The 25,181-nt window shown below is 60.0% G+C and carries 16 protein-coding genes; 9 read left to right on the forward strand and 7 right to left on the reverse strand.

Annotated elements, in window-relative coordinates:
* The first annotated feature begins 298 nt into the window (after positions 1 to 298).
* On the forward strand, positions 299 to 1,822 hold the full coding sequence (locus PMI22_RS15945; protein ID WP_007945624.1) for a fumarate hydratase: 1,524 nt from the start codon (positions 299 to 301) through the stop codon (positions 1,820 to 1,822).
* 12 nt (positions 1,823 to 1,834) lie between these two features.
* Here the strand turns inward: PMI22_RS15945 and PMI22_RS0129390 are convergent, their stop codons facing one another.
* On the reverse strand, positions 1,835 to 2,062 hold the full coding sequence (locus PMI22_RS0129390; protein WP_033049213.1) for a hypothetical protein: 228 nt from the start codon (positions 2,060 to 2,062) through the stop codon (positions 1,835 to 1,837).
* Between PMI22_RS0129390 and PMI22_RS15940 the strand changes: the two genes are divergently transcribed.
* The 6 genes from PMI22_RS15940 to PMI22_RS15915 all read left to right on the forward strand — a co-directional run bounded on the left by PMI22_RS15940 (position 2,061) and on the right by PMI22_RS15915 (position 16,817).
* Complete coding sequence (locus PMI22_RS15940; protein WP_007945625.1) at positions 2,061 to 6,614, forward strand: SpvB/TcaC N-terminal domain-containing protein; 4,554 nt, start codon at positions 2,061 to 2,063, stop codon at positions 6,612 to 6,614. The genes PMI22_RS0129390 and PMI22_RS15940 overlap by 2 nt on opposite strands.
* Complete coding sequence (locus tag PMI22_RS15935; protein WP_007945626.1) at positions 6,611 to 9,274, forward strand: RHS repeat-associated core domain-containing protein; 2,664 nt, start codon at positions 6,611 to 6,613, stop codon at positions 9,272 to 9,274. The genes PMI22_RS15940 and PMI22_RS15935 overlap by 4 nt, the downstream gene beginning before the upstream one ends.
* 25 nt (positions 9,275 to 9,299) lie before the next feature.
* On the forward strand, positions 9,300 to 12,038 hold the full coding sequence (locus tag PMI22_RS15930; protein ID WP_007945627.1) for an RHS repeat-associated core domain-containing protein: 2,739 nt from the start codon (positions 9,300 to 9,302) through the stop codon (positions 12,036 to 12,038).
* A gap of 45 nt (positions 12,039 to 12,083) precedes the next feature.
* The gene (locus PMI22_RS15925) at positions 12,084 to 13,892 is read left to right on the forward strand and encodes a sensor histidine kinase (RefSeq protein WP_007945630.1); all 1,809 of its coding nucleotides are present in this window, start codon (positions 12,084 to 12,086) and stop codon (positions 13,890 to 13,892) included.
* Positions 13,886 to 15,217 carry a sigma-54-dependent transcriptional regulator gene (locus tag PMI22_RS15920; protein ID WP_007945631.1) on the forward strand — a complete coding sequence of 444 codons (1,332 nt, stop codon included), beginning with the start codon at positions 13,886 to 13,888 and terminating at the stop codon, positions 15,215 to 15,217. Before PMI22_RS15925 ends, PMI22_RS15920 begins: the two co-directional genes overlap by 7 nt.
* A gap of 280 nt (positions 15,218 to 15,497) precedes the next feature.
* Positions 15,498 to 16,817, forward strand: a complete 1,320-nt coding sequence (locus PMI22_RS15915; RefSeq protein ID WP_007945632.1) for an MFS transporter — start codon at positions 15,498 to 15,500, stop codon at positions 16,815 to 16,817.
* Between the two features lie 127 nt (positions 16,818 to 16,944).
* Here the strand turns inward: PMI22_RS15915 and PMI22_RS15910 are convergent, their stop codons facing one another.
* Together PMI22_RS15910 and PMI22_RS15905 are read right to left on the reverse strand one after the other, a co-directional pair.
* Positions 16,945 to 17,250 carry a ribbon-helix-helix domain-containing protein gene (locus PMI22_RS15910; RefSeq protein WP_007945633.1) on the reverse strand — a complete coding sequence of 102 codons (306 nt, stop codon included), beginning with the start codon at positions 17,248 to 17,250 and terminating at the stop codon, positions 16,945 to 16,947.
* 14 nt (positions 17,251 to 17,264) lie between these two features.
* Entirely contained in the window at positions 17,265 to 17,846 is a 582-nt protein-coding gene (locus PMI22_RS15905; RefSeq protein ID WP_007945634.1) for a DJ-1/PfpI family protein, read from the reverse strand.
* A 206-nt stretch (positions 17,847 to 18,052) separates the two neighbouring features.
* On the opposite strand from PMI22_RS15905, the gene PMI22_RS15900 reads away from it, so the two are divergent.
* Positions 18,053 to 18,970, forward strand: coding sequence for a DMT family transporter (locus PMI22_RS15900; RefSeq protein WP_007945635.1), 918 nt, complete (start codon positions 18,053 to 18,055; stop codon positions 18,968 to 18,970).
* A 58-nt stretch (positions 18,971 to 19,028) separates the two neighbouring features.
* Here PMI22_RS15900 and PMI22_RS15895 read toward each other — a convergent pair whose 3' ends face one another.
* From PMI22_RS15895 to PMI22_RS15880, 4 genes are all read right to left on the reverse strand, one after another.
* On the reverse strand, positions 19,029 to 20,243 hold the full coding sequence (locus tag PMI22_RS15895) for a class I SAM-dependent methyltransferase (protein WP_007945636.1): 1,215 nt from the start codon (positions 20,241 to 20,243) through the stop codon (positions 19,029 to 19,031).
* A 246-nt stretch (positions 20,244 to 20,489) separates the two neighbouring features.
* Entirely contained in the window at positions 20,490 to 21,107 is a 618-nt protein-coding gene (locus PMI22_RS15890) for a TPM domain-containing protein (protein ID WP_007945637.1), read from the reverse strand.
* Positions 21,108 to 21,135: 28 nt separating this feature from the next.
* A complete protein-coding gene (locus PMI22_RS15885) occupies positions 21,136 to 21,891 on the reverse strand; it encodes a TPM domain-containing protein (RefSeq protein WP_007945638.1) in 756 nt (251 codons plus the stop codon).
* A gap of 33 nt (positions 21,892 to 21,924) precedes the next feature.
* The gene (locus tag PMI22_RS15880) at positions 21,925 to 22,533 is read right to left on the reverse strand and encodes a LemA family protein (RefSeq protein WP_007945639.1); all 609 of its coding nucleotides are present in this window, start codon (positions 22,531 to 22,533) and stop codon (positions 21,925 to 21,927) included.
* Positions 22,534 to 22,769: 236 nt separating this feature from the next.
* Here PMI22_RS15880 and bglX point away from each other — a divergent pair, with 236 nt between their 5' ends.
* A complete protein-coding gene (gene bglX / locus PMI22_RS15875) occupies positions 22,770 to 25,061 on the forward strand; it encodes a beta-glucosidase BglX (protein ID WP_007945640.1) in 2,292 nt (763 codons plus the stop codon).
* The last annotated feature ends 120 nt before the right edge of the window (positions 25,062 to 25,181 follow it).

Below are 25,181 nucleotides of genomic sequence, written 5' to 3' on the forward strand. Positions count from 1 at the left end.
GGCGGCGAAGCCGTCGCAAACCTGCGTCCACGGCCTGCCTGACACCGAGGTGCCTGAATTGACGACGGCTTCGCCGCCGAACGCAGGCTTCGCCAGCTGCTACAAGGGTCGCGGGGTTATGCGACCAACGATTGACTACCGGCGGGTGTGCCCGCCACCGAGGCGCGCTATACTGCCGCGCCTTTTTAGCGTCGCGCCAGCAGCCCCGGCGTGCCTTGAAAGGTGCTTGCAACCGACCGATGCACCCAAGCTGCAAGCACCTTATTGAATGTTCCCGTCTTTTAGAGGAGCGCGACTCATGACCGTGATCAAGCAAGACGACCTGATTCAGAGCGTTGCCGACGCCCTGCAGTTCATTTCTTATTACCACCCCGTTGACTTCATTCAGGCGATGCACGAAGCGTACCTGCGTGAAGAGTCGCCGGCCGCGCGCGATTCGATTGCGCAAATCCTGATCAACTCGCGCATGTGTGCCACCGGCCACCGCCCGATCTGCCAGGACACCGGTATCGTCACCGTGTTTGTCCGTGTGGGCATGGACGTGCGCTGGGATGGCGCCACCATGGGCCTGGACGACATGATCAACGAAGGCGTGCGCCGGGCTTACAACCTGCCGGAAAACGTCCTGCGTGCCTCGATCCTCGCCGACCCGGCGGGCGCTCGTAAAAACACCAAGGACAACACCCCGGCCGTTATCCACTACTCCATCGTTCCGGGTAACACCGTGGAAGTGGACGTGGCAGCCAAGGGCGGCGGTTCCGAGAACAAGTCGAAAATGGCGATGCTCAACCCGTCCGACTCGATCGTCGACTGGGTGCTCAAGACCGTTCCAACCATGGGCGCCGGCTGGTGCCCACCGGGCATGCTCGGCATCGGCATCGGCGGCACCGCCGAGAAAGCCGCGGTCATGGCCAAGGAAGTGTTGATGGAATCCATCGACATTCACGAGCTCAAGGCTCGCGGCCCACAGAACCGCATTGAAGAAATGCGTCTGGAGCTGTTCGAGAAGGTCAACCAACTGGGCATCGGCGCCCAGGGCCTGGGTGGCCTGACCACCGTGCTCGACGTGAAGATCATGGATTACCCGACCCACGCCGCTTCGTTGCCGGTGTGCATGATCCCGAACTGCGCCGCCACCCGTCACGCCCACTTCGTGCTTGACGGTTCCGGCCCGGCATCCCTGGAAGCGCCACCGCTGGACGCTTACCCGGAAATCGTCTGGGAAGCCGGCCCGTCGGCCCGTCGTGTCAACCTCGACACCCTGACCCCGGAAGAAGTGCAGAGCTGGAAGCCGGGCGAAACCGTCCTGCTCAACGGCAAGATGCTCACCGGCCGCGATGCCGCGCACAAGCGCATGGTCGAGATGCTGAACAAGGGTGAAACCCTGCCAGTGGACCTCAAGGGTCGCTTCATCTACTACGTCGGCCCGGTTGATCCGGTGCGCGAAGAAGTAGTGGGCCCTGCCGGTCCGACCACCGCAACGCGGATGGACAAGTTCACCCGTCAGATCCTCGAGCAAACCGGCCTGCTGGGCATGATCGGCAAATCCGAGCGCGGCCCGACCGCAATCGAAGCGATCAAGGACCACAAGGCCGTTTACCTGATGGCAGTCGGCGGCGCGGCTTACCTGGTGGCGCAAGCCATCAAGAAGTCCCGCGTGGTGGCTTTTGCCGAACTGGGCATGGAAGCGATCTACGAGTTCGACGTCAAAGACATGCCAGTGACTGTGGCAGTCGACAGCAAGGGCGAGTCGGTTCACATCACCGGTCCGGCCATCTGGCAGAAGAAGATCAGTGACAGCCTGGCCGTAGAAGTGCAGTAAGCACTTAGCGGACTAAACAGCGGCCGGGTTGTCTGAAAAGACGACCCGGCCGTTTTTTTGCTCACAATTAACGCCGACAGCATTAAAACCAAAACCAATAAAACCATTCGATCTAAAAATTCCTCGCTGACCTGTCAGATCTGACAGGTTACGCACGGCTCCCATCTTGTTAGCGTCTGATCCATCAAGCGACACCGTAGCCACGGGCGAGCGCCAGGCCAAAAACAGGATCAGCCCCATGGAAGACCGAGCGTCTCTGAGTATCACTGAACCCTCCATCGCCAAAAGTGCGTCGATCGCCACCATCGGCAAAAGCTGGGGATCCGTCGGCGTGACGGGCAGAGCCTCATTCGAATTGCAGCTGCCCCTTTCAGCAGGGCGCGGGTTCGATCCCGCGATGGTGCTGAGCTATGACAGCCAGGGCGGTAACGGGCCGTTTGGCATTGGCTGGCATCTGGGCATCAATGCAATCACTCGCCGGACTAGTAAGGGGGTGCCCGATTACCTCGACGTCGACATCATGGTCGGCCCCGGCGGCGAGGAGCTGATGCCCGAGCTGGATGATGAGGGCCGGCCAAAATCCAGACTCGAAACGCGTTATCGCGAGCTCGATGTGGGTGAGCACCGCGTAGTGCGCTACTGGCCGAGGGTCGAGCGTTCATTCGATTTGATCGAGCTTTGGCAACCGCAGGGAAAATCACCCTTCTGGCTGGTACACGGAGCAAATGGCAGCCTGCATGTCTATGGCAAGACCGACGCTTCGCGTCGCGCCGAACCTGTTGACCCGGCCAACCCTGACGCTTCACCGCGTATCGGTGTGTGGTTACTGCTCGAAAGCATGAACCCCCATGGCGAACATATCTGTTTCGACTACAAGCCCGATGATCAGCCCCATAGTCCCGATGATTCGCACGACTATCGTGCCCAGCGCTACCTGCACCGGGTGTGTTACGGCAATGCCTTGGCCAGCAATGACTTGTACGCCTGGACGGTGGAAAACCCGGCGAACCTGGACTGGCATTTCCATCTGGTGTTCGATTACGGCGAGCGCACGCTCGACCTGCAACAGAAACCGCTCTACGGGCCGCCATTCGATGCGCCCGGCGAGGGTTTCGGCGAGTGGCAGCTGCGCAGCGATCCCATCCACAGCTACACCTACGGTTTCGAACTGAGCACCCGACGCCTGTGTCATCAGGTTCTGATGTTTCATCACTTCCCGCAGGAGCTGGGCGCAAAACCGGTGCTCGTGCGGCGATTGCTGCTGCAGTACCAAACAACTTCGCTGGATTACACCCTACTGGTGGCGGCGCACTATCAGGCGTACGACGCCAGCGGTGCCGTGGAAAACATGCCGCCGGTGGAGTTCGACTATTCAGGTTTCGAACTCAATACCCAGTCGAGCCCGTTCTTGCCGTTCGAAAACATGCCAGGCATCGAGGACAGTGCGCATCATCAATGTGTCGATCTGTTCGGTGAAGGCGTGCCCGGTTTTCTCTGTCGTTACGACCAGAGCTGGTACTACCGCGAGCCCTTGCGCGCAATGACGGGGGGCGATGACATCCATTACGGCCCATGGACGCAGCTGCAGCAGATCCCGGTGGCTGATCGCAATCAACCCGCCTATCAGGCGCTGACCGGTCTGACCGGTGACGGCCGCCTGGACTGGATCCTCGCCTCACCCGGCACATGCGGTTTCCACACCCTCAATCCGGATCGCAGTTGGTCAGGGTTCATTCCCTTTACGGCGTTCCCGGTGGAGTTTTTCCACACGTTTTCACAGTCCGGCGACTTTATGGGCAATGGTCTTAGCTCGATGGCGCTGATCGGCCCGCGGAGCGTGCGCCTGTACCCGAACCGTCGTGAGGACGGTTTCGGCCAAGGCCTGGACGTCCCGCGTAAACCGGACAGCGATAGCCTGCCGCTATTCAGCCATTCGCGCAGCGAGCTGGTGATGCTGGGCAACCTGCTGGGCAGCGACATGAGCGAGCTGTGTCGCATCCGGCACGACGAAATAAAATGCTGGCCGAACCTGGGGCATGGTCGGTTCGGCAAGGGCTTTGTCATGAGCGCCCTGCCCTTCGATTACGCGACGTTCGACTCGGCGCGCGTGCGGATCGCCGATCTGGATGGCTCCGGTGCACCGGCGCTGATTTACCTGAAGTCCGACTGTTTCGAGATCTATTTGAATCACGGCGGCAATGGTCTGGAGCAAATCCCCGTCACCGTCCCTTGGCCCGACAACATCCGTTACGACAACCTGTGCCAGGTCACCCTCGCCGACCTGCAAGGCCTGGGTTGCGCGAGCCTGATCCTGACGGTGCCGCACATGTCGCCACGGCACTGGCGCTACGATTTCGTCAGCGCCAAGCCTTACATGCTGGTCGCCAGTAATAACAACATGGGTTGCAGCACAGGAGTGGTTTATCGCAGTTCCGCACAGGAATGGCTCGATGAAAAGGGCCGGATACTCACGCTTAAACGTTTGCCGATTTCCTGCTTGCCGTTCCCGGTGACCGTGGTCAAGCAACAACGCCAGCTCGACGAAATTACCGGCAACTGCCTGAACCAGTTTTTCCAGTACCAACAGGGTTACTACGATGGCCGGAACCGGGAGTTCCGCGGCTTCGGCCTGCTGTGCCAGACCGACAGCGAAACAGGCACACGCGAAGGCGACAACGGCTTTACCGCCTCCTCACTGATCCGCACCTGGTTTCATACCGGACGGCTGGTCGACCTGCCACGCGATGGCTACTTCAACCGTGATCCCGAGGCCCTTGCCTTAAAACCCGCGTTGTTTTGCCAGTATCACCCCAACGATGATTTTGATGATCCCGTCCCGCCCGCCGACGAGGCCACCGCTCAAGCAATAGCACACGCCCTGGCAGGTTCGGTGCTGCGGGTGGAAACCTGCGCCGCCGACGACGATCCGGCCACGGAGGTGCCTTTCACGGTGGAGGAAAGTCGTTACAAGGTCCGCGAACTGCGCAAAAAGGGAGAGCATGACGCTTACCCGATCATGCTGCTCTTGCCACTGGAGAGGATCAGCTACCAGTACGAACGCTTCGTCAACGACCCACTGTGCCGACATGAAATCACCTTGGCCCATGACGAGTTCGGCCTGCCTGTGCATGCCATCACGGTCAGCTATGCACGACGCCGAACCGAGAGCGATGAACCGCCCTTTGACGACGCCGATGAAAAGAAATGGTGGCTTGATGCCCATGACCCGGCACAACAGTCTTATTACCTGAACGAAACCCGCGCCCGGTTCATTCACTTGAAGCAGGACTTGCAAGGCTGGCGACTGGGTCTGCCCTGGCAGCAACGCGGCAATGCATTGATATTGCCCAAGGGGTCTGCACCCGAAGGGCTGAACCCCGAAGGCATATCCTTTGAGGGGCTGCTCAAACTGTACGCGTCACCCCAATGGGTCGCTCAGCGACTGTTGACCACCCAATCCGTCTATCGCTACCTCAAGACAGACGATCAGACCCCACTGGCCGATGGCAAGGCGGAATTCGAGGCACTGCGGGCGCCGCTGGAAATTGCCCAACTGGACAAGACCGCGCTGGACGCCTACGACACCGTGCCGTCACTGGTTATCCGGGACGAACTGGAAAAGATCGGGTACTCGCACATGCCCCTGATTCTGGGTGTGGACCCAGTCGCCGACGAAGAGGAAGACAAGGCACGCAATTTGTGGTCATCCCGGTACGGTTTCGCCAGGTACGACGTTCCCGAGAACTTTTATAAGGTGCTTGAGTACAACGAAACGCCGAGTCACGGCATCACGACAGCCCGTTACGACGCCTACCGCCTGTTCCTGGAAAGCGTCAGGCAGCCAGACGGTTGTGAAGCACGTTTTGAATATGACTATCACGCGCTGCAACTCATGCGCAGTATCGATGCCAATGAAAATGTCGAGGAAGCCCTTTACGAACCGTCCGGCCAACCGCTCGCCATCAGTTTCCATGGCACCGAAGACGGCAAGCCCGCAGGTTTTCGGCCTATCGCTGAGCACGTGCGCCCCCTCGACCCTCGCCCGGGCCCTGCCATCGAAGACCCGAAAGGCGCCCTGCAAAACGCGGCGAGCGTATTGCGAAAGGACCTGTTCAGCTGGATGGGCGAACTCCCCGACTCCGTCAGGCAGACACCCGACTGGCTGACCGCCTGGATCGAGCAAGGTGATGTGCTACCCAGCCTGCATATTCGCGCCAGCGCCCGGCGTCGCCTGTCTCGGCTCATGTTCCTGACCGTGGCTGAACAAGCACTGCTTGCCTTGATCCACAGTGCTCCCCGCGAACCCGTGCACAGTGTCGTCCTCACCGCCGACCGCTACTTTGACGATGTGCTTCAGCAAATCCAGATCGTCAAAGCCTTCGTGGATGGTTTCGGCCGACCATTGCAGATCAAACAACTGGTCGAACCCGGCCCGGCTTTCGTGGTGGAAAACGGTGAGCTGGTGATTGAAGACGGCAAGCCCAAGGTCGCCCCCGCCAACCCGCGCTGGCGCGTCAGCGAACGGGTGGAATACAACAACAAGGGATTGCCGGTTCGCGTGTTTCGCCCGTACTTCGCCAATGTGCACTGCTACATCAATGACCAATACTTGCGTGAGTTCGGCCATCACGATCAGAAGTTTTACGACGTGCTGGGGCGCCTGAACAAAGTCATCAACGCCAAAAAGGATGTCGCACTTGAAATCATCCACCCTTGGTACAAAACCAGTCTGGATTTCAACGACACCTACGTTGCGCAGCCTGATACCGGGCTGAAGGCAGGCAAACAGTGACTCTCTCGGTTCATTGGCACACCCCGAACCTGACAGTCATTGATAGTCGGGGTTTACCGATCCGTCAGGTCGCGTACTTGCGCAACCTCGTCGGCGGGCCACTGGACACCCTGATTACCCGACAGCGGCATGACGCCGCCGGGCGACGGGTCGCGCAATGGGACCCGCGGTTGTTCGGTGTCGACCCCAACCTGTCCACCGTCTACCGCCTCTCTGGCGAACCGCTCAAGGTCGATAGCGTCGATGCCGGCTGGCGCTTGAGCCTGGTCGGCGTGGGCGGTGAAACGCTTCAACGTTGGGACCAGCGCGGCAGTCATTGGCGCACCCGCTACGACCCCTTGTTGCGTCCGGTCGCGATTGAAGAGAACGCCCAGCCCAACGTCGAAACCTTTGCTTATGCCGATGCCTCGGCTGATCCTGATTTCAACCTGCGTTGCCAGCTGACCGAACAGCTCGACCGCTCCGGCACCTTGAGTGTCGACAGCTATAGCCTGCTGGGACAGCCGCTGAGTGAAACGCGAATCCTGATCGAAGGTACGCCCTACCGCAGCAGCCGCACGTTCAGTTCGCTCGGCGTGGTACTGAGCCAGACCGACGCCGGAGATCATCAGCAACAGTTGCAGTACGACGTCGGCGGCCAGCTCCAACAGGTTGAGCTGCGGCTAAAAGGCAGCCCGACCTGGCAGGCGATTTTGAAAGAGGCGCAGTACGACGCCGCCGGCCTGATCATTGAACAAAGCGCCGGCAACAATGTGCTCAGCACCTGGACCTACGACCCGGCCGATGGGCGCCTGACCAGCCAACGCAGCCAAAAAAACGCCGAGCCGGCGCTGCAACACCTCGACTATTTCTACGACCGCGTCGGCAACATCACCCGTATCGAAGACCGCCTGTTCCAGCCGATCCACTTCGCCAATCAGCGGGTCGACGGCCACCGCGACTTCACCTATGACTCGCTGTACCGGCTGACCCGTGCCAGTGGTTACGACGATGCCCCACCGTCGGATATTCCGGGTCGGCCGCTGCCCGGCCACCCGAGCAATCGGCTCAACTACCGGCAAGACTATGAGTACGATCACGGCGGCAACCTGATCACCTTGCGTCATGTCCGTGATGGCGCCGCGCATACCCGCGAGATGTTCATCGACCCTGGCAGCAACCGTGGCGTGCGCTGGAAAGAGAGTGATCCTGCACCGGTCTTTACCGAACTGTTCGACCATCACGGCAATCTTCAGCAATTACAACCGGGCAACACCTTGCAGTGGAACAGCCTCGATGAGCTGGCATCCGTCACGCGGGTCAAACGCGACAATGACCCCGACGACCAGGAACTCTACCGCTACAGCCAGGGCGTGCGCGTGTTCAAGCGGCATGAAACCCACACCTCCTCGCTCACCCATTTTCACCAGGTGGTCTACCTGCCGGGGCTGGAAATCCGCACCCGCGACAATGGCGAAGAGCTGCATGTGATCACCCTGCCCGGCGGGCACGGCAGCGTGCGTTGCCTGCACTGGGTCAGCGGCAAACCCGGCGGGATCGAGGCCGATCAGTTGCGCTACAGCCTGGAAGACCATTTGGGCTCCTGTGCCATGGAACTCGACCGACAAGGGCAAGTGATCAGCCACGAAGGTTATTACCCGTTCGGCATCACGGCCTGGCTGGCGGCTGGAAATCAAGTCGACGTCGACTACAAGACCATCCGTTACTCGGGCAAGGAAATGGATGACAGTGGGCTGTATTACTACGGCGCCCGGTATTACGCACCGTGGTTGCAGCGCTGGGTCAGTGCCGACCCGGCGGGGGATGTGGATGGGTTGAATCTGTATGCGATGGTCGGCAACAACCCGCTTCTGTACGTCGACAGATCAGGCACATTCAAAGCCGTATTTGAACTGGGGCGGGATTTCGTAGGTGTACTCGGTAAAGCCAAGAACGCCGCCGATCAGATACACATCCTCGCCACTGAATTCGACGGCCTTATTCCCGAAGGCGCCGACATTGCCGAGGTTCGTCAGAGCATGACGCTGGGTAAATTCCTTCGGTCCAAACATGGCGTCAAATCAATCTTGAAAGGCGCGATTGCCGGTACCACCGTGGCCTCGGCACTCGGCAGCGTTGTACCCGGTATCGGCACCGGCATTGGCGCAGCGGTCGGCATGGTGGCCGGCGCCATCGCCATGCCGTTACTGCGGTATTACTTTTTCAAGAAAGGATTGCAGCTGGCGCAAACGCTACATACCCAAGAAATCAAAAATGGCTTGGGCACGGCTGTCGATACCTCGAACAAAGTCATTGAGGGAGCACAAAGTATTGTCAGTAGCGGCCGGGAGGCCATCGACAAAATCAAACAGCTAGCGGACAGCATCACGAGCTACCCGCAGCCAATTCAAGACATGTTCTACAAACAACTGGGTGAACTCAGCTCCGAAGCTCAACGCCAGGCCATGAAGCTGCTCAACTCCGGCATGGAGCCATTTGAGGCAATCAGTCAAACGCTGGAAATGGCGAAGGCCGTCGTTGAGCAATCCAGCGAAGCTGACGGTGCCAATCAGCGGCTGGCGGAACTGAGCCAGGTCGTCAATACGATGGAGAGACCCGTTCCAAAACCCAGAAAACCGAGACAGCAGTTGCATAGAACCGTCTCCGAGTCAGCCGCATGAACCGGCGCAACGGCGAGCCTGAAAAATGAACACGAACCCGGACTATCGTACCCCCGTAGTCATTGCCCATGAGCCGCGCGGGTTGCCCGTTCGCCAAGTGGCCTACCTGCGCCAGAACGGCCTGCTGGAGGCGCTGATTACCCGCCAGCACTTTGACGGACTCGGTCATTTGGTAGCGCAGTGGGACCCGCGACTGTTCGAAAAGGTGCCCAACCTGACCACCGTTTACCGCCTCCCCGGCGAGCCGGTCAAGGTCGTCAGCGTCGATGTAGGCTGGCGCCTGAGCCTGGCCGGGGTGGACGGAGAGATTCTTCAGCGCTGGGATGAGCGAGGCAGCCACTGGTGCACCACCTATGACAACCAGTTGCGCATTGTGGGCGCAGAAGAGAGCGTTCAAGGGACCGTCGAAACCTTCACCTATGCCGATGCCTCGGCCGACGCCGAGCACAACCTGCGCGGCCGACTGATCAGGCAAGTCGATCCCTCAGGCGTGCTGGAGTTCAACAGTATCAGCCTGCACGACCAGACATTGCGCGACAGCCGAACGCTCAGCGATATCGGCACTTTTACCCGTCATCAGACTTTCAGTCCGCTCGGTTTGGTGCTGACCCAGACCGATGCCGGTGATCATCAGCAACAGATGCATTACGACCTCACGGGGCAATTGAAACAAGTTCACCTGAAACTCAAATCCACAGGAACCTGGCAGCCCGTTCTGGCCAACGCCCGATATAACGCCGCCAGTCAGATCATCGAGCAACAGGCCGGCAACAATGTGGTCAGCACCTGGACGTACGATGAGGCCGATGATCGTCTCGATACCCTGACCGCCGGTGTGCCCGGCCAGAACCTGCTCCAACACTTTCAGTACGGTTATGACCGGGTCGGCAACCTGTTACGCATCGACGATCTCGCGTTTAAACCGGTGTACTTCAAAAACCAGCTCATCGATGGTCATCGAGCTTTTACCTATGACTCGCTGTATCAACTGGCCAGCGCCACCGGCCATGACGCCGCACCCCATTCTGATCTGCCGGGTCAGCCTTTGCCGAGCGATCCCGACAACCACCTCAACTACACACAGAACTACACGTACGATCGTGGCGGTAACCTGATCAAGTTGGTCCATGAGCGTGCGTTGGGCGGCTACACCCACCGGATGTTCATCGCCCCCAACAGCAACCGTGGCGTGCGCTGGAAAGAAGGAGATCCCGTCCCTGATTTCGACACCTTGTTGGACCACCATGGCAACCTCCGGGCCTCGTCCCCTGGAAGGCCCCTGCACTGGAACAACCGCGATCAATTGGCCGCAGCGACGCTGGTTGAACGTTACGACGGGCCCAACGATGAAGAACTCTTTCGCTACAGCCAGGGCGCGCGCGTGTTCAAGCGCCACGAAACCCACACGTCATCGACCACCCACTTCCAGCAGGTCATTTACCTGCCGGGGCTGGAAATCCGCACCCGCGACAACGGCGAAGAGCTGCACGTCATCACCTTGCCGGGCGGTCGGGGCAGCGTGCGTTGCCTGCATTGGGTCAGCAAGAAACCCGACGGTGTCGACCAGGATCAACTGCGCTACAGCCTCGACGACCACCTGGGTTCCAGCCTCATGGAACTGGATCAAAACGCCCGACTGATCAGCCACGAAGGCTATTACCCGTATGGCGGTACGGCCTGGTTGACGGCGGTATCTGCATTGGAGGTCAACTACAAAACCATCCGTTATTCGGGCAAGGAAATGGATGAATGCGGGCTTTATTACTACGGAGCTCGTTACTACGCGCCGTGGTTGCAACGTTGGGTGAGTGCCGATCCGGAATGGGATGTGGACGGGTTGAATCTCTATGCGTTTGTGACGAACAACCCGATGCGCTATGTCGACAGCAGCGGCACGAAAAAGGAGGACGCTGCAAAACAACAGATCATCGACGCGTCAAACACGCTATCGACCGTCAACAGCGAACTGAAGAAGCTCAATTATCAACTCTACAACCTCACTCGAACCCGTGACATTTACAAAACGGCGGGCAAGAAATTGCTCTTTAGCGTGGCTTCGTTCGCCGTCACGTTTCATGCGGGGGCGGCTGGCGCCGCAGTGGGTACAGGCGTCGGCAGCCTGACGGGGCCGGCGGCACCTGTTGTGGTCCCCGTAACAGCGGCTGTCGGAGGAATTTTTGCCGCTGAAGCGGCCGCCAAACTCATGGACAAACTCGGCGAGGAAACAGGACTGGGTTACACCATCACCCCGGATCCGTCAGCGATATCGGTGAAAAACCTGAAAAGCAAATCCCGCGCCGAGCCATTCAGCGTTAAAGCGGTGGCACAAAGCTTCAGCCCGGAAAATTCGGCAGGCCTGACAAAAACCGCCATCGAAACCACCGCCCGCGTCATTGGCAAACACCTCAAGGTGCCTTACCTCAAACAAACCCTGGCCATCGCGCGTCAGGCGTCCCAATTGACCGAAGCGCTCAATGATTCTCTTGGTCAAGGCGATCTCGACAGGATAACGTCCAATCTCGATGCGCTGGACACCTATCTCAATGACGTAGAAATGCAGGTCAACCAAGCCCTTGAAACACTGGCAGGCGCGTCGGTCAGCGATGACCGGCTGATCGGCGCCCTCAATATGCCGGTCAACTCGGGTGCCCTCGACAGGTCGAGCCTTGATCAAGACTTCAAAGTCGCCCGAAGCGGGATCAAGCAGGCCAGAAACCTGGCCGGAAGAGTCTCTCGGTACCTCATCGAAAAAAGAGCCGCCTGAGGCCCTGCGCCGCAACGCCGGGCCCTGAATTTTCGGCGCAACTCCATGTTATGGTGCGCGCCCCTACTGCTGATTGTTTCAGACACCATGTTTGCTCGTTCACGCGCGTTACGCCTGACGCTGTACACCTTGCTGATCATCGCCGGCGCCGTGCTGGCGGCGGGTTTCGCCATGCGTCACGCCGAGCGCCAGGCATTGGTCGAAGACGCCGCGCGCGCCAATCAGCAACTGGCGCTGTACGCCAATTCCCTGCATACCCTGATCGACCGCTACCGCGCCCTGCCTGCCGTGCTGGCGCTGGACCCGGAGTTGCGCGCTGCCCTCAACGGCACGGTATCGCCGGAACAGCAGGACGCGCTGAATCGCAAACTGGAAAAAATCAACGGCGCGGCGCAATCCTCGACCCTCGAACTGCTCGACCGCACCGGCCTCGCCGTGGCTGCCAGCAACTGGCGGTTACCCAGCAGCTATGTCGGCCACAACTACGGCTTTCGCCCGTACTTCAGTGAGACGCGCACCCAAGGCACCGGGCGTTTTTATGCGGTGGGCGTGACCAGCGGGATTCCGGGGTATTTCCTGTCCAGCGCGGTCACCGGCGACAACGGCGAGTTTCTCGGCGCGATGGTGGTCAAGCTGGAGTTTCCGGAACTGGAACGCGAATGGCGCCAAGGCAGCGACACCCTGCTGGTCAGCGATGCACGCGGGATCATCTTCATCGCCAACCAGCCGGGCTGGCGCTATCGATTGTTGCAACCGTTGAGCGACAGCGATCACGCCGCCCTCAAGGCCACTCGCCAATATGACAAACAAGCGCTGACGCCCCTGGATTATCAATCGCTGCAGCACTTCAACGACAACAGTGATCTGAGGCGCGTCGCGGGCCCCGACGGCACGGCTGATTATCTGTGGGAATCGCTGCCGCTGACCACTGAAGGCTGGACCCTGCACCTGCTGCGCCGCCCCCAGGCCGCCTTTGAAGACAGCCGCAATGCCGCGCTCGCTGCTGCCGGATTGTGGCTGGCGCTGGTGTTTCTTTTGCTGTTCCTCAATCAACGCTGGCGCCTGGCCAAAATGCGTCAGCGCACCCGCGAAGAACTTGAACGACTGGTAGAGGAGCGCACCCGCGATTTGCGCACCGCTCAAGACGGTCTGGTGCAATCGGCCAAACTCGCGGCCCTGGGGCAAATGTCGGCCGCCCTCGCCCATGAAATCAACCAGCCACTGACCGCCCAGCGCATGCAGCTTGCTACTCTGAGGCTGCTGCTCGATCACGGTCGGGTCGACGACGCCTACAAGGCGCTCAGGCCAGTGGATGAGATGCTGACGCGCATGGCGGCCCTCACCGGTCACCTGAAAACCTTCGCCCGCAAAAGCCCCAGCGGTCTGCGCGAACGGCTGGATCTGGCGGCGGTGGTCGACCAGTCGCTGCACTTGCTCGACGCCCGAGTGCGTGACGAACAGGTCAGCACCGTATTGCACCTGACGCGTCCGGCGTGGGTGCGCGGCGATGCGATTCGTCTGGAACAGGTGCTGATCAATCTGCTGCGCAATGCCCTTGATGCCATGCACGACACGCCCTGCAAACGTCTGGAAATCCGCCTCGAAGCCGACGAGCAATTGTGGCGCCTGGGCGTCAGCGACAACGGCGGCGGCATCGCCAAAGAACACTTGCCGAATGTATTCGACCCGTTCTTCACCACCAAGCCGGTGGGTGATGGCCTGGGCCTTGGTCTGGCGGTATCGTTTGCCATCGTTCACGAATCGGGTGGCCGCCTGAGTGCCGACAATGGCGAAACCGGCGCCGTGTTTACCCTGACCTTGCCCATCGACCCGGAGGCGCCTGTTTCATGCTGAATTCAGTGATGGTGGTCGACGACGAAAGCAGCATTCGCAGCGCCGTCGAACAATGGCTGAGCCTGTCGGGTTTTGAAGTGCAGTTGTTCAGCCGCGCCGATGAGTGCCTGGCGCAATTGCCCGCGCACTTTCCCGGCGTGATCCTCAGCGACGTGCGCATGCCTGGCATGACCGGGCTGGAATTGCTGGCTGAAGTGCAGCGTCGCGATGCCGACTTGCCGGTGATTTTGCTGACTGGTCACGGCGATGTGCCGATGGCGGTCGAAGCGATGCGCGATGGCGCGTATGACTTTCTGGAAAAACCCTTCAGCCCGGAAACCCTGCTGAGCAGTTTGCGCAGGGCGTTGGACAAGCGTCGGCTGGTGCTGGAAAACCGTGCCCTGCACGAACTGGCCGACAACCGCGCCAGACTCGATGCCACCTTGCTCGGCGTGTCCCGTGGTTTACAGACATTGCGTCGACAGGTGCTGGACCTGGCAGCGCTGCCGGTCAACGTGTTGATCCGGGGTGAAACCGGCAGCGGCAAGGAGCTGGTTGCGCGTTGCCTGCATGACTTCGGGCCGCGTGCCGACAAGCCGTTTGTGGCGCTCAACTGCGCGGCAATTCCCGAGCAGTTGTTCGAGGCCGAGTTGTTCGGCCACGAGAGCGGCGCGTTCACCGGTGCCCAAGGCAAACGCATCGGCAAGCTGGAATACGCCGATGGCGGCACGCTGTTTCTCGATGAAATCGAGAGCATGCCGCTGGCCCAGCAAGTGAAATTGCTGCGGGTGTTGCAGGAGCAGAAGCTTGAACGCCTGGGATCGAACCAGAGCATTCGCGTGGACTTGCGGATCATCGCCGCGACCAAACCGGATCTGCTCGATGAGGCGCGAGCCGGGCGTTTTCGCGAGGATTTGGCCTATCGACTGAACGTCGCCGAGTTGCGCTTGCCACCGTTGCGCGATCGGCGCGAAGACATTCCGTTGCTGTTCGAATCGTTTGCCCAAAATGCCGCCGAGCGTTTGGGGCGGACGTTTCCACCGCTCACCGGTCCACAGCTGAGTCATCTGCTGAGCCACGACTGGCCGGGCAATGTGCGCGAGCTGGCGAACGTCGCCGAGCGGCAAGTGCTGGGGCTGGGCGAACCGCAACCGGAGGGGATTGATCCGGGGCAATCGCTGGCGGCGCAGCAGGAAGCGTTTGAAGCGCATTGTTTGCGTGCGGCATTGACCCGGTACAAAGGCGATGTGAAAGCGGTACTTGAGGAACTGCAACTGCCACGCCGCACCTTCAATGAAAAGATGCAGCGGCATGGACTGACGCGCGAGATGTTCCTCGGCGAATGATCGTTCCCACGCTCCGCGTGGGAACGCAGCCTGGGACGCTCTGCGTCCCCAAAGCCGGACGCAGAGCGTCCGTAGAGGCATTCCCACGCGGAGCGTGGGAATGATCGGCTCCGGCGGAATTCCGCTTGCCAGCCCGAACTCCATAAGCGGATTTCCGCTCATCCCAGCCTCAAACCCCCTCTAAACCGCCCCTCTGCCTCTTGGCACACCTCCTGCTATAGCCCCCACAGGCCGCGTTTAAACGCGCTCCACAAAAACAATTAAAATGAAGGATCCTTCAATGGATAACTCAAACGCCCTGCCCCTTGGGTCGGTTGCCGCGCCCGCCAAAGCAAGAACCACCGCCAGCCGCATCAAGTCGATCTTCAGCGGTTCGGTCGGCAACATGGTCGAGTGGTATGACTGGTACGTTTACGCCGCCTTCTCCCTGTACTTCGCCAAAGCCTTTTTCCCCAAGGGCGACACCACCGCCCAGCTGCTGAACACCGCAGCGATCTTCGCCGTGGGCTTCCTGATGCGCCCGATCGGTGGCTGGCTGATGGGCCTCTACGCCGACAAGGCCGGTCGCAAGAAAGCACTGATGGCTTCGGTGTACCTGATGTGTTTCGGCTCGCTGCTGATCGCCCTGAGCCCGGGCTATGAAACCATTGGCATCGGCGCACCGATCCTGCTGATTTTCGCCCGTTTGCTGCAAGGCCTGTCGGTCGGTGGCGAGTACGGCACCTCGGCGACTTATCTCAGCGAGATGGCGACCAAGGATCGTCGCGGCTTCTACTCCAGTTTCCAGTACGTGACGCTGATCTCCGGTCAACTCATAGCGCTGGCGGTACTGATCGTATTGCAACAGGTGCTGACCACCGAAGAACTGTACGCCTGGGGCTGGCGCATCCCGTTCGCCATCGGCGCGTTGTGCGCGGTAGTCGCGCTGTACCTGCGTCGCGGCATGGAAGAAACCGAGTCGTTCACCAAGAAAGAGAAAGCCAAGGAAAGCGCGATGCGCACCTTGATGCGTCATCCCAAGGAACTGATGACCGTGGTCGGCCTGACCATGGGTGGCACCCTGGCGTTCTACACCTACACCACCTACATGCAGAAATACCTGGTGAACACGGTCGGCATGAGCATTTCCGACTCCACCACGATTTCGGCGGCCACGCTGTTCCTGTTCATGTGCCTGCAACCGATCATCGGCGGGCTGTCAGATAAAGTCGGTCGTCGGCCGATCCTGATTGCCTTCGGCATTCTGGGGACGTTGTTCACCGTGCCGATCCTGACCACGCTGCACACCGTTCAAACCTGGTGGGGCGCGTTCTTCCTGATCATGGCGGCGCTGATCATCGTCAGCGGCTACACCTCGATCAACGCCGTGGTGAAAGCCGAACTGTTCCCCACCGAAATTCGTGCACTGGGGGTCGGTTTGCCATACGCCCTGACCGTGTCGATCTTCGGCGGCACCGCTGAATACATCGCGCTGTGGTTCAAGAGCATTGGCATGGAAACCGGGTACTACTGGTATGTGACGGCGTGTATTGCCGTGTCGTTGCTGGTGTATGTGACCATGAAAGATACCCGCAAGCATTCGCGGATCGAGACGGACTGACAGCTGGATTGTCAGTGGCTTGACGGGCCCCATCGCCGGCAAGCCGGTCTCGCTCCCACATTGGATCGGTGTACACCGGCCCTTTGTGGGAGCGAGCCTGTTAGCGATTGAGTCAACGCGGTATTCGCTACTTCGCCACCGCCCGGACCACCGACAAATCCGGCGCAACCACCCGCCGCTGACTCAAATACCGCATACAACTCACCCGCAAAAACGACGCAAAGTTCACCACTTCCCCGCGATAGTCCATCACCTCCTCATACAGCTTGGCGATCAGCTGATTGGTGGTCATACCGTCGACTTCGGCGATTTCGCTGAGGATGTCCCAGAACTGATTCTCCAGCCGCAGGGTGGTGACCACCCCGCAGATACGCAGCGAGCGGGAGCGCGATTCGTAAAGGATCGGATCGGCCTTGACGTAGAGCTCGCACATGGACAAGTCCCTCGTTACAACGTGATTTGGGTGCCCAGCAACCCGAGGAAACCGGCAAGCCAGCTCGGGTGCGCCGGCCAGGCCGGGGCTGTGGCCAGATTGCCTTGAACATGGCCCTGCGTCACAGGAATGTCGATGAACGTACCACCCGCCAGACGCACTTCCGGAGCACAGGCCGGATACGCGCTGCACTCGCGCCCTTCGAGAACGCCGGCCGCCGCCAGCAATTGCGCGCCATGACACACGGCAGCAATCGGCTTGCCAGCCTTGTCGAACGCGCGCACCAGGTCCAGGACTTTTTCATTCAGGCGCAGGTATTCCGGCGCACGGCCGCCCGGGATCAGCAGTGCGTCGTAGTCGGTTTCCGCGACTTTGGCGAAGTCGAAGTTCAGGGCAAACAAGTGGCCGGGCTTTTCGCTGTAGGTCTGGTCACCTTCGAAATCGTGGATGGCCGTGCGCACGGTCTGGCCGGAGGTTTTGTCCGGGCAAACGGCATGGACGGTGTGACCGACCATCAGTAATGCCTGAAACGGCACCATCACTTCGTAGTCTTCGACGTAATCGCCGACCAGCATCAGGATTTTCTTGGCAGCCATGGGGAGGACTCCTCTGGGGGATATTCGCAGGAATATTCAAGGTAGTCCTTATCCGCGAGGTCGGGTAATAACCTGCTACTACCTGATGGACCGCGATGGGGCCCTCAAACTGTACGGATAACTCTGCGCCTAGCTGTAACAGCGCAGCCAACGCGGTTTGTGGCTAGATGAAGACAATTTCCCCACTCTGAACTCTGGTTACCAACATGTCCTCGCGCGAAAACACCGGCATGGCCCTCGGCCTGCTCGGTGTTGTGATCTTCAGCCTCACCCTGCCCTTCACACGGATCGTCGTGCAGGAACTGCATCCACTGCTCAATGGCCTCGGTCGGGCGCTGTTTGCGGCGGTGCCGGCGGCGATGCTGTTGCTGTGGCGACGGGAGAAATGGCCGACCTGGAAACAGGTCAAAGGCCTGACGCTGGTGATCGCCGGCGTCATTCTCGGTTTTCCGGTGTTGTCGGCCTGGGCCATGCAAACCTTGCCAGCGTCCCACGGTGCCTTGGTCAATGGCCTGCAACCGCTGTGTGTGGCGCTGTACGCCGCGTGGTTGTCCCACGAACGACCGTCAAAAGCGTTCTGGGCCTGCGCCGCGCTGGGCAGTGTGTTGGTGCTGGGTTACGCGCTGATCAGCGGTGCCGGCAGCATTCAGGCCGGTGATTTGCTGATGCTCGGGGCAATTGCGGTGGGTGGTCTGGGTTACGCCGAGGGCGGGCGGCTGGCCAAGGAGATGGGCGGCTGGCAGGTGATCTGCTGGGCGCTGGTGTTGTCGACGCCGCTGTTGATCGGGCCGGTGATGTACCTGGCGCTGCAACATCAGGGCGAGATTTCGGCCAAGACCTGGTGGGCGTTTGGCTATGTCTCACTGTTCTCGCAGTTCATCGGCTTCTTTGCCTGGTATGCCGGGCTGGCGATGGGCGGAATTGCCCGGGTCAGCCAGATTCAGCTGCTGCAAATCTTCTTCACCATCGCCTTCTCGGCGTTGTTCTTCGGCGAACACATCGAGCCGATCACCTGGCTGTTTGCTGCCGGAGTAATCGTGACCGTCATGTTGGGCCGCAAGACCGCCATCAAACCCCATGTGGGAGCGAGCCTGCTCGCGAAGGGGCCGTCACAGCCAACATAGATGTTGAATGTCAGTCCGCCTTCGCGAGCAGGCTCGCTCCCACAGGAGATCACAGTGTTTAGAGGTAGCCGTCGGCCCGCAGCAGGGTTTCGAGACAGTGCTCGCTGATGTGGTAAAAATCCTTCAGTTCCTGAATCTTCACCAACAGCTGGGCCGGGTTCACCGGCTCGGCGCGTTTGACCGCCAGGATCATCTTGTTCTTGTTGGTGTGGTCCAGTGAGATGAACTCGAACACCTTGGTTTCATAACCGCAGGCTTCGAGGAACAGCGCGCGCAAACTGTCAGTGACCATTTCTGCTTGCTGACCCAAGTGCAAGCCGTATTGCAGCATCGGCTTGAGCAGCGCCGGGCTCTGGATTTGCAGGCGGATCTGTTTGTGGCAGCACGGCGAGCACATGATGATCGACGCCCCGGAGCGGATGCCGGTGTGAATCGCGTAGTCGGTGGCGATGTCGCAGGCATGCAGCGCGATCATCACGTCCAGTTCGCTCGGCGCCACGCTGCGCACGTCACCGCACTTGAACACCAGCCCCGGATGCTCAAGCTTCGCGGCGGCGGCGTTACACAGGTTGACCATCTCCTCGCGCAGCTCGACGCCCGTCACCATGCCTTCGGCGTTCAAGGTGTTGCGCAGGTAGTCATGGATGGCGAACGTCAGGTAACCCTTGCCCGAACCGAAATCCGCGACCTGTACCGGCTTGTCCAGCGCCAACGGCGAAGTGGTCAGCGCATGGCTGAAGACTTCAATGAACTTGTTGATCTGCTTCCACTTGCGCGACATCGCCGGGATCAGCTCATGCTTGCTGTTGGTCACGCCAAGGTCCGCGAGGAACGGCCGGCTCAGGTCGAGGAAGCGGTTCTTCTCGCGGTTATGTTCGGCGGACGGCACTTCACGCAATTGCTGAGGTTTGCTCTTGAACAGCGAAGACTTGCCCTTTTTGCTGTATTCGAGCTGGGCTTCGTCAGTCAATGACAGCAAATGCGCATTTTTGAACGACGCCGGCAGCAGCGCGGCGATGGTCGCCACGCCTTCGGCAAGCGGCAGGTTCTTGGTGATGTCGCGGGTTTTATAGCGGTAGACGAAGGACAGGCAAGGCTGATCCTTGACCGTCAGCTGCTTGACAATCAGGCGCTGCAAATCCGTTTCAGTGCCGACGTACTTGGCCAGCACCAGCTTGATGAAGGCGTTGGCGTCGAGGCTGGTTTGCAGCAGGTCGATGAACTGGGCGTGGTGATCCGGCGCGAGGCTGGCGGGGTTGACGGTGACGGACATGGGCAAAACGGCCTCGGGCGGAGCGAATCGGGGAATGGCGGGTATTTTAGGGGGGATGGCCGTTCGGGACACGCAGTTATTTACCGAACGGCATGATCTGTAGCAGCTGGCGAAGCCTGCGTCCGGCTGCGTAGCAGTCGTAAAACCGCTGAGCACGGTGTTCCTGATGCACCGCGTGTGCTGATTTTACGACTGCTGCGCAGCCGGACGCAGGCTTCGCCAGCTGCTACGGGGATTGGGTTGCGGCTAGCCCAACACTACCAACCGGTTCGGCAGTTCATTACGCACTTGCGTCACCGGCACATGCACTTTGAGCAACTCACCACACGCCTCGATGCAGGTCACGAACCCTTGCAACGTCTGCCCCTGTTTCACCTGCCGGGTAAACGCCGCGACAATCCCCTCCCAGTTCTTGTTGTCCAGCCGCCTGGAAATCCCTTCATCCACCAGGATCTCCACATAGCGCTCCGCTTCGCAGACAAAAATCAGCATCCCGGTGCTGCCGGTCGTGTGGTGCAGGTTCTGCTCCAGGAATTGCCGACGCGCCAGGTTCGAGGCGCGCCAGTGCCGTACCGAGCGCGGAACCAGGTGCGTGGTGACTTTCGGAAGGCGGAACACCAGGCACAGCACGATAAAGGTGATCCATTGCACCAGCAGCAAACTGTGCAGGGTCAACCAGCCGGTCAGGTAATGCACGATCCCCGGCACCATCAGCGCCAGCAGGCTGGCCCACAGCAGCGGGATATAGGCATAGTCGTCGGCGCGAGCGGCAAGCACAGTCACCAGTTCGGCGTCGGTATCACGCTCGACCCGGGCAATCGCCTCGGCGACTTTGCGTTGTTCGTGTTCAGTCAGTAACGCCATGTTTAAAAGTGCCTGCTCATTATTGTTATCACCAGCCGCCCGACGAACCGCCGCCCCCGAAACTGCCCCCGCCGCCGCTAAAGCCCCCACCTCCACCGCCGCCACCAAAACCACCGCCGCCAAAACCACCGCCCGAACCGCCCGACCCACCTCGGCCGGACGGCAGAATGCCGAGCATCTGCAAGACAAAAAACGTCAGGATGAACAGCATCACCAAAAACACAAAAACGCCGGGATGGCGCGCCATGAAGTCGCTGTCCTCATCACCACGCGGTTCATAGACCGTCGACGGTTCATCCAGCGAACTGCCACCCAACACCACCAGCATCGCCGCGACCCCGTCGCTGATGCCTTTGCTGAAGTTGCCGGCCTTGAACGCGGGGGTGATCACCTGATTGATGATCACCGAACTTTGCGCGTCGGTCAGGCGGTCTTCGAGACCATACCCGACCTCAATACGCAATTTACGCTCGTCGCGCGCGACGATCAGCAGCGCGCCGTTGTTTTTGTCTTTCTGGCCGATGCCCCAGGCGCGCCCCAGTTGGTAGCCAAAATCCGCAATGTCGGTGCCCTGCAAGTCCGGCAGCGTGACCACCACCAACTGCTCGCCGGTGGCGGTTTCATGGGCCTTTAGTTGCTGGGTCAGTTGCTCGCGCACCGACGGTTCGATCATCTGGGCGTTATCGACCACCCGTCCGGTCAGTGATGGAAACGTCAACTCGGCCTGCGCCGTCAGGGCGAACACCCAGAGCACCAGCATCAGCCCCACTTTCAACACGCGCATTGGCGACCTCATCCGTGGTGATGCTTCAGCCGATCAAAATTTCACTTCGGGCGCCTTATCGGCATCCGGCGTGGTCGCCTCGAAGGTTTCGCGGATCGGCAAATCGCTGTACATCACGGTGTGCCACAGGCGACCGGGAAATGTGCGGATTTCAGTGTTGTATTTCTGCACCGCGAGAATGAAATCACGCCGCGCCACGGCGATGCGGTTCTCGGTGCCTTCAAGTTGGGACTGCAAGGCGAGGAAGTTCTGGTTGGCCTTGAGGTCCGGATAACGCTCGGACACCACCATCAAACGGCTCAAGGCTCCGGTCAGTTGATCCTGGGCCTGTTGGAACTGTTTGAGTTTTTCCGGGTTATCCAGCGTCTTGGCGTCCACTTGAATAGACGTTGCCTTGGCCCGCGCTTCGATCACTGCGGTCAGGGTTTCTTCTTCATGTTTGGCGTAGCCTTTGACGGTTTCTACCAGATTGGGGATCAAGTCGGCGCGGCGCTGATACTGGTTCTGTACCTGGCCCCACGCGGCTTTGGCCTGCTCATCGAGGGTCGGAATCGTGTTGATGCCACAGCCCGCGAGCAATGTGGTCAGCCACATCAAGGCTGCAACCTGCAGGCTTGAGCGATAGTGGTGTCTTGCATTCATCTGGGTCACTCCCTGGCACATTCCGTTGAAAAACAACCTGTACCCTTCTGACCGGGTACTTGGGGCATAATCTGCCGCCGCCACTGGATTGCATCGAGCCAATGGGCTAAAAGATGCCCCTAGCGCAAAACACTGCGCAAGTGTGCATGCATTTACCTGAACAACAATAGTCGCTCCCTAACTTTTGGCTGATCGGCGCGTATTCACGGCCGTTTAGGCTTTTGAGAAAACCATTCATGAAGAAGCTGTGTTTGCTGGGCCTGTTCGTCAGCCTGGCCAGTCATAACGTATTGGCCGCCACGACGCCCGCACCTCTAGAGAACAAGGACGCCTTCATCAGCAACCTGATGAAGCAGATGACCCTCGATGAAAAGATCGGCCAGTTGCGCCTGATCAGCATCGGCCCGGAAATGCCACGCGAACTGATCCGCAAGGAAATCGCGGCCGGCAACATCGGCGGCACGTTCAACTCGATCACCCGCCCGGAAAACCGTCCGATGCAGGACGCGGCCATGCGCAGCCGGTTGAAGATCCCGATGTTCTTCGCCTACGACGTGATCCACGGCCACCGCACCATTTTCCCGATCCCGCTGGCCCTCGCCTCGAGCTGGGACATGGACGCCATTGGCCTGTCCGGGCGCATCGCCGCCAAGGAAGCTGCATCGGACGGCGTCGACCTCACCTTCGCGCCGATGGTCGACATCTCCCGCGACCCGCGTTGGGGCCGTACGTCCGAAGGCTTCGGTGAAGACACCTACCTCGTTTCGCGCATTGCCGGCGTCATGGTCAAAGCCTTCCAGGGCACCGGTGCCAACGCGGCCGACAGCATCATGGCCAGCGTCAAACACTTTGCCTTGTACGGCGCGGTCGAGGGCGGTCGCGACTACAACGTGGTCGACATGAGCCCGGTCAAGATGTACCAGGACTACCTGCCCCCTTACCGCGCGGCGATTGACGCCGGTGCCGGCGGGGTGATGGTTGCCTTGAACTCGATCAACGGCGTGCCGGCCACCGCCAACACCTGGCTGATGAACGACCTGTTGCGCAAGGAATGGGGCTTCAAAGGCCTGGCGGTCAGTGACCACGGCGCAATTTTCGAGCTGATCAAGCACGGCGTTGCCCGTGACGGTCGCGAAGCCGCGAAGCTGGCGATCAAGGCCGGCATCGACATGAGCATGAACGACACCCTGTACGGCAAAGAGCTGCCGGGCCTGTTGAAGGCGGGCGAGATCGAGCAAAGCGACATCGACAATGCCGTGCGTGAAGTGCTCGCCGCCAAGTACGACATGGGCCTGTTCAAGGACCCGTACCTGCGCATCGGCAAGGCTGAAGATGATCCGGCCGACACCAACGCCGACAGCCGTCTGCACCGCGCCGAGGCCCGCGATGTCGCACGCCGCAGCATGGTGTTGCTGAAGAACCAGAACGAAACCCTGCCGCTGAAGAAAAGCGCAAAAATCGCCTTGGTCGGCCCGCTGGTCAAAGCGCCTATCGACATGATGGGCAGCTGGGCGGCTAATGGTCGCCCTGCGCAATCGGTGACCCTGTTCGACGGCATGACCAACGCACTGGGCGCGCAATCGACGCTGATATACGCCCGTGGCGCCAACATCACCAGCGACAAGAAGATTACGGATTACCTGAACTTCCTCAACTTCGACGCCCTGGAAGTGGTGGATGATCCGCGTCCGGCCAACGTGTTGATCGACGAAGCGGTGAAAGCCGCCAAAGACGCTGACATCGTGGTGGCAGCGGTGGGCGAGTCCCGTGGCATGTCCCACGAATCATCGAGCCGCACGGACATCAACATTCCGCAAAACCAGCGTGAACTGATCCGCGCCTTGAAAGCCACCGGCAAACCGCTGGTGCTGGTGTTGATGAACGGCCGTCCGCTGTCGATTCTCGAAGAGAATGAACAGGCTGACGCGATTCTGGAAACCTGGTTCACCGGCACCGAAGGCGGCAACGCCATCGCCGACGTGCTGTTCGGCGACTACAACCCGTCGGGCAAACTGCCGATCACCATCCCGCGCTCGGTGGGTCAGATTCCGACCTACTACAACCACCTGAGCATTGGCCGGCCGTTCACGCCGGGCAAACCGGGCAACTACACCTCGCAGTATCTCGATGACACCACCGGCCCCCTGTTCCCGTTCGGCTTCGGTCTGAGCTACACCGACTTCAGCCTGAGCGGCATGGCCCTGTCGTCGACCACACTGAACAAGACCGGCAAGCTCGACGCCAGCATCACGGTGACAAACACCGGCAAGCGTGACGGCGAAACCGTGGTGCAGTTGTACATCCAGGACGTGACCGGCTCGATGATCCGACCGCTCAAGGAACTGAAGAACTTCCAGAAAGTCATGCTCAAGGCCGGCGAACAGAAAGTCGTGCACTTCACCATCACCGAAGACGATCTGAAGTTCTACAACACCCAGCTCAAGTACGCTGCCGAGCCGGGCAAGTTCAACGTGCAGATCGGCCTGGACTCACAGGACGTGACACAGCAGAGCTTTGAATTGCTCTAACCCCCGAAACACCGCAACTGATCGTTCCCACGCTCCGCGTGGGAATGCAGCCCGTGACGCTCCGCGTCACTGGACGCGGAGCGTCCCCAGAGGCATTCCCACGCAGAGCGTGGGAACAAT

It is taken from the genome of Pseudomonas sp. GM21 (assembly GCF_000282215.1).
Lineage (GTDB): Bacteria > Pseudomonadota > Gammaproteobacteria > Pseudomonadales > Pseudomonadaceae > Aquipseudomonas.

What these genes read in the sequence shown, in the direction of transcription:
- PMI22_RS15945 (WP_007945624.1), top strand. Translation starts at nt 299, where the DNA reads ATGACCGTGATCAAGCAAGACGACCTGATTCAGAGCGTTGCCGACGCC.
- PMI22_RS15940 (WP_007945625.1), top strand. Translation starts at nt 2,061, where the DNA reads ATGGAAGACCGAGCGTCTCTGAGTATCACTGAACCCTCCATCGCCAAA.
- PMI22_RS0129390 (WP_033049213.1), bottom strand. Translation starts at nt 2,062, where the DNA reads ATGGGGCTGATCCTGTTTTTGGCCTGGCGCTCGCCCGTGGCTACGGTG.
- PMI22_RS15930 (WP_007945627.1), top strand. Translation starts at nt 9,300, where the DNA reads ATGAACACGAACCCGGACTATCGTACCCCCGTAGTCATTGCCCATGAG.
- PMI22_RS15925 (WP_007945630.1), top strand. Translation starts at nt 12,084, where the DNA reads ATGTTATGGTGCGCGCCCCTACTGCTGATTGTTTCAGACACCATGTTT.
- PMI22_RS15920 (WP_007945631.1), top strand. Translation starts at nt 13,886, where the DNA reads ATGCTGAATTCAGTGATGGTGGTCGACGACGAAAGCAGCATTCGCAGC.
- PMI22_RS15915 (WP_007945632.1), top strand. Translation starts at nt 15,498, where the DNA reads ATGGATAACTCAAACGCCCTGCCCCTTGGGTCGGTTGCCGCGCCCGCC.
- PMI22_RS15910 (WP_007945633.1), bottom strand. Translation starts at nt 17,250, where the DNA reads ATGTGCGAGCTCTACGTCAAGGCCGATCCGATCCTTTACGAATCGCGC.
- PMI22_RS15905 (WP_007945634.1), bottom strand. Translation starts at nt 17,846, where the DNA reads ATGGCTGCCAAGAAAATCCTGATGCTGGTCGGCGATTACGTCGAAGAC.
- PMI22_RS15900 (WP_007945635.1), top strand. Translation starts at nt 18,053, where the DNA reads ATGTCCTCGCGCGAAAACACCGGCATGGCCCTCGGCCTGCTCGGTGTT.
- PMI22_RS15895 (WP_007945636.1), bottom strand. Translation starts at nt 20,243, where the DNA reads ATGTCCGTCACCGTCAACCCCGCCAGCCTCGCGCCGGATCACCACGCC.
- PMI22_RS15890 (WP_007945637.1), bottom strand. Translation starts at nt 21,107, where the DNA reads ATGGCGTTACTGACTGAACACGAACAACGCAAAGTCGCCGAGGCGATT.
- PMI22_RS15885 (WP_007945638.1), bottom strand. Translation starts at nt 21,891, where the DNA reads ATGCGCGTGTTGAAAGTGGGGCTGATGCTGGTGCTCTGGGTGTTCGCC.
- PMI22_RS15880 (WP_007945639.1), bottom strand. Translation starts at nt 22,533, where the DNA reads ATGAATGCAAGACACCACTATCGCTCAAGCCTGCAGGTTGCAGCCTTG.
- bglX (WP_007945640.1), top strand. Translation starts at nt 22,770, where the DNA reads ATGAAGAAGCTGTGTTTGCTGGGCCTGTTCGTCAGCCTGGCCAGTCAT.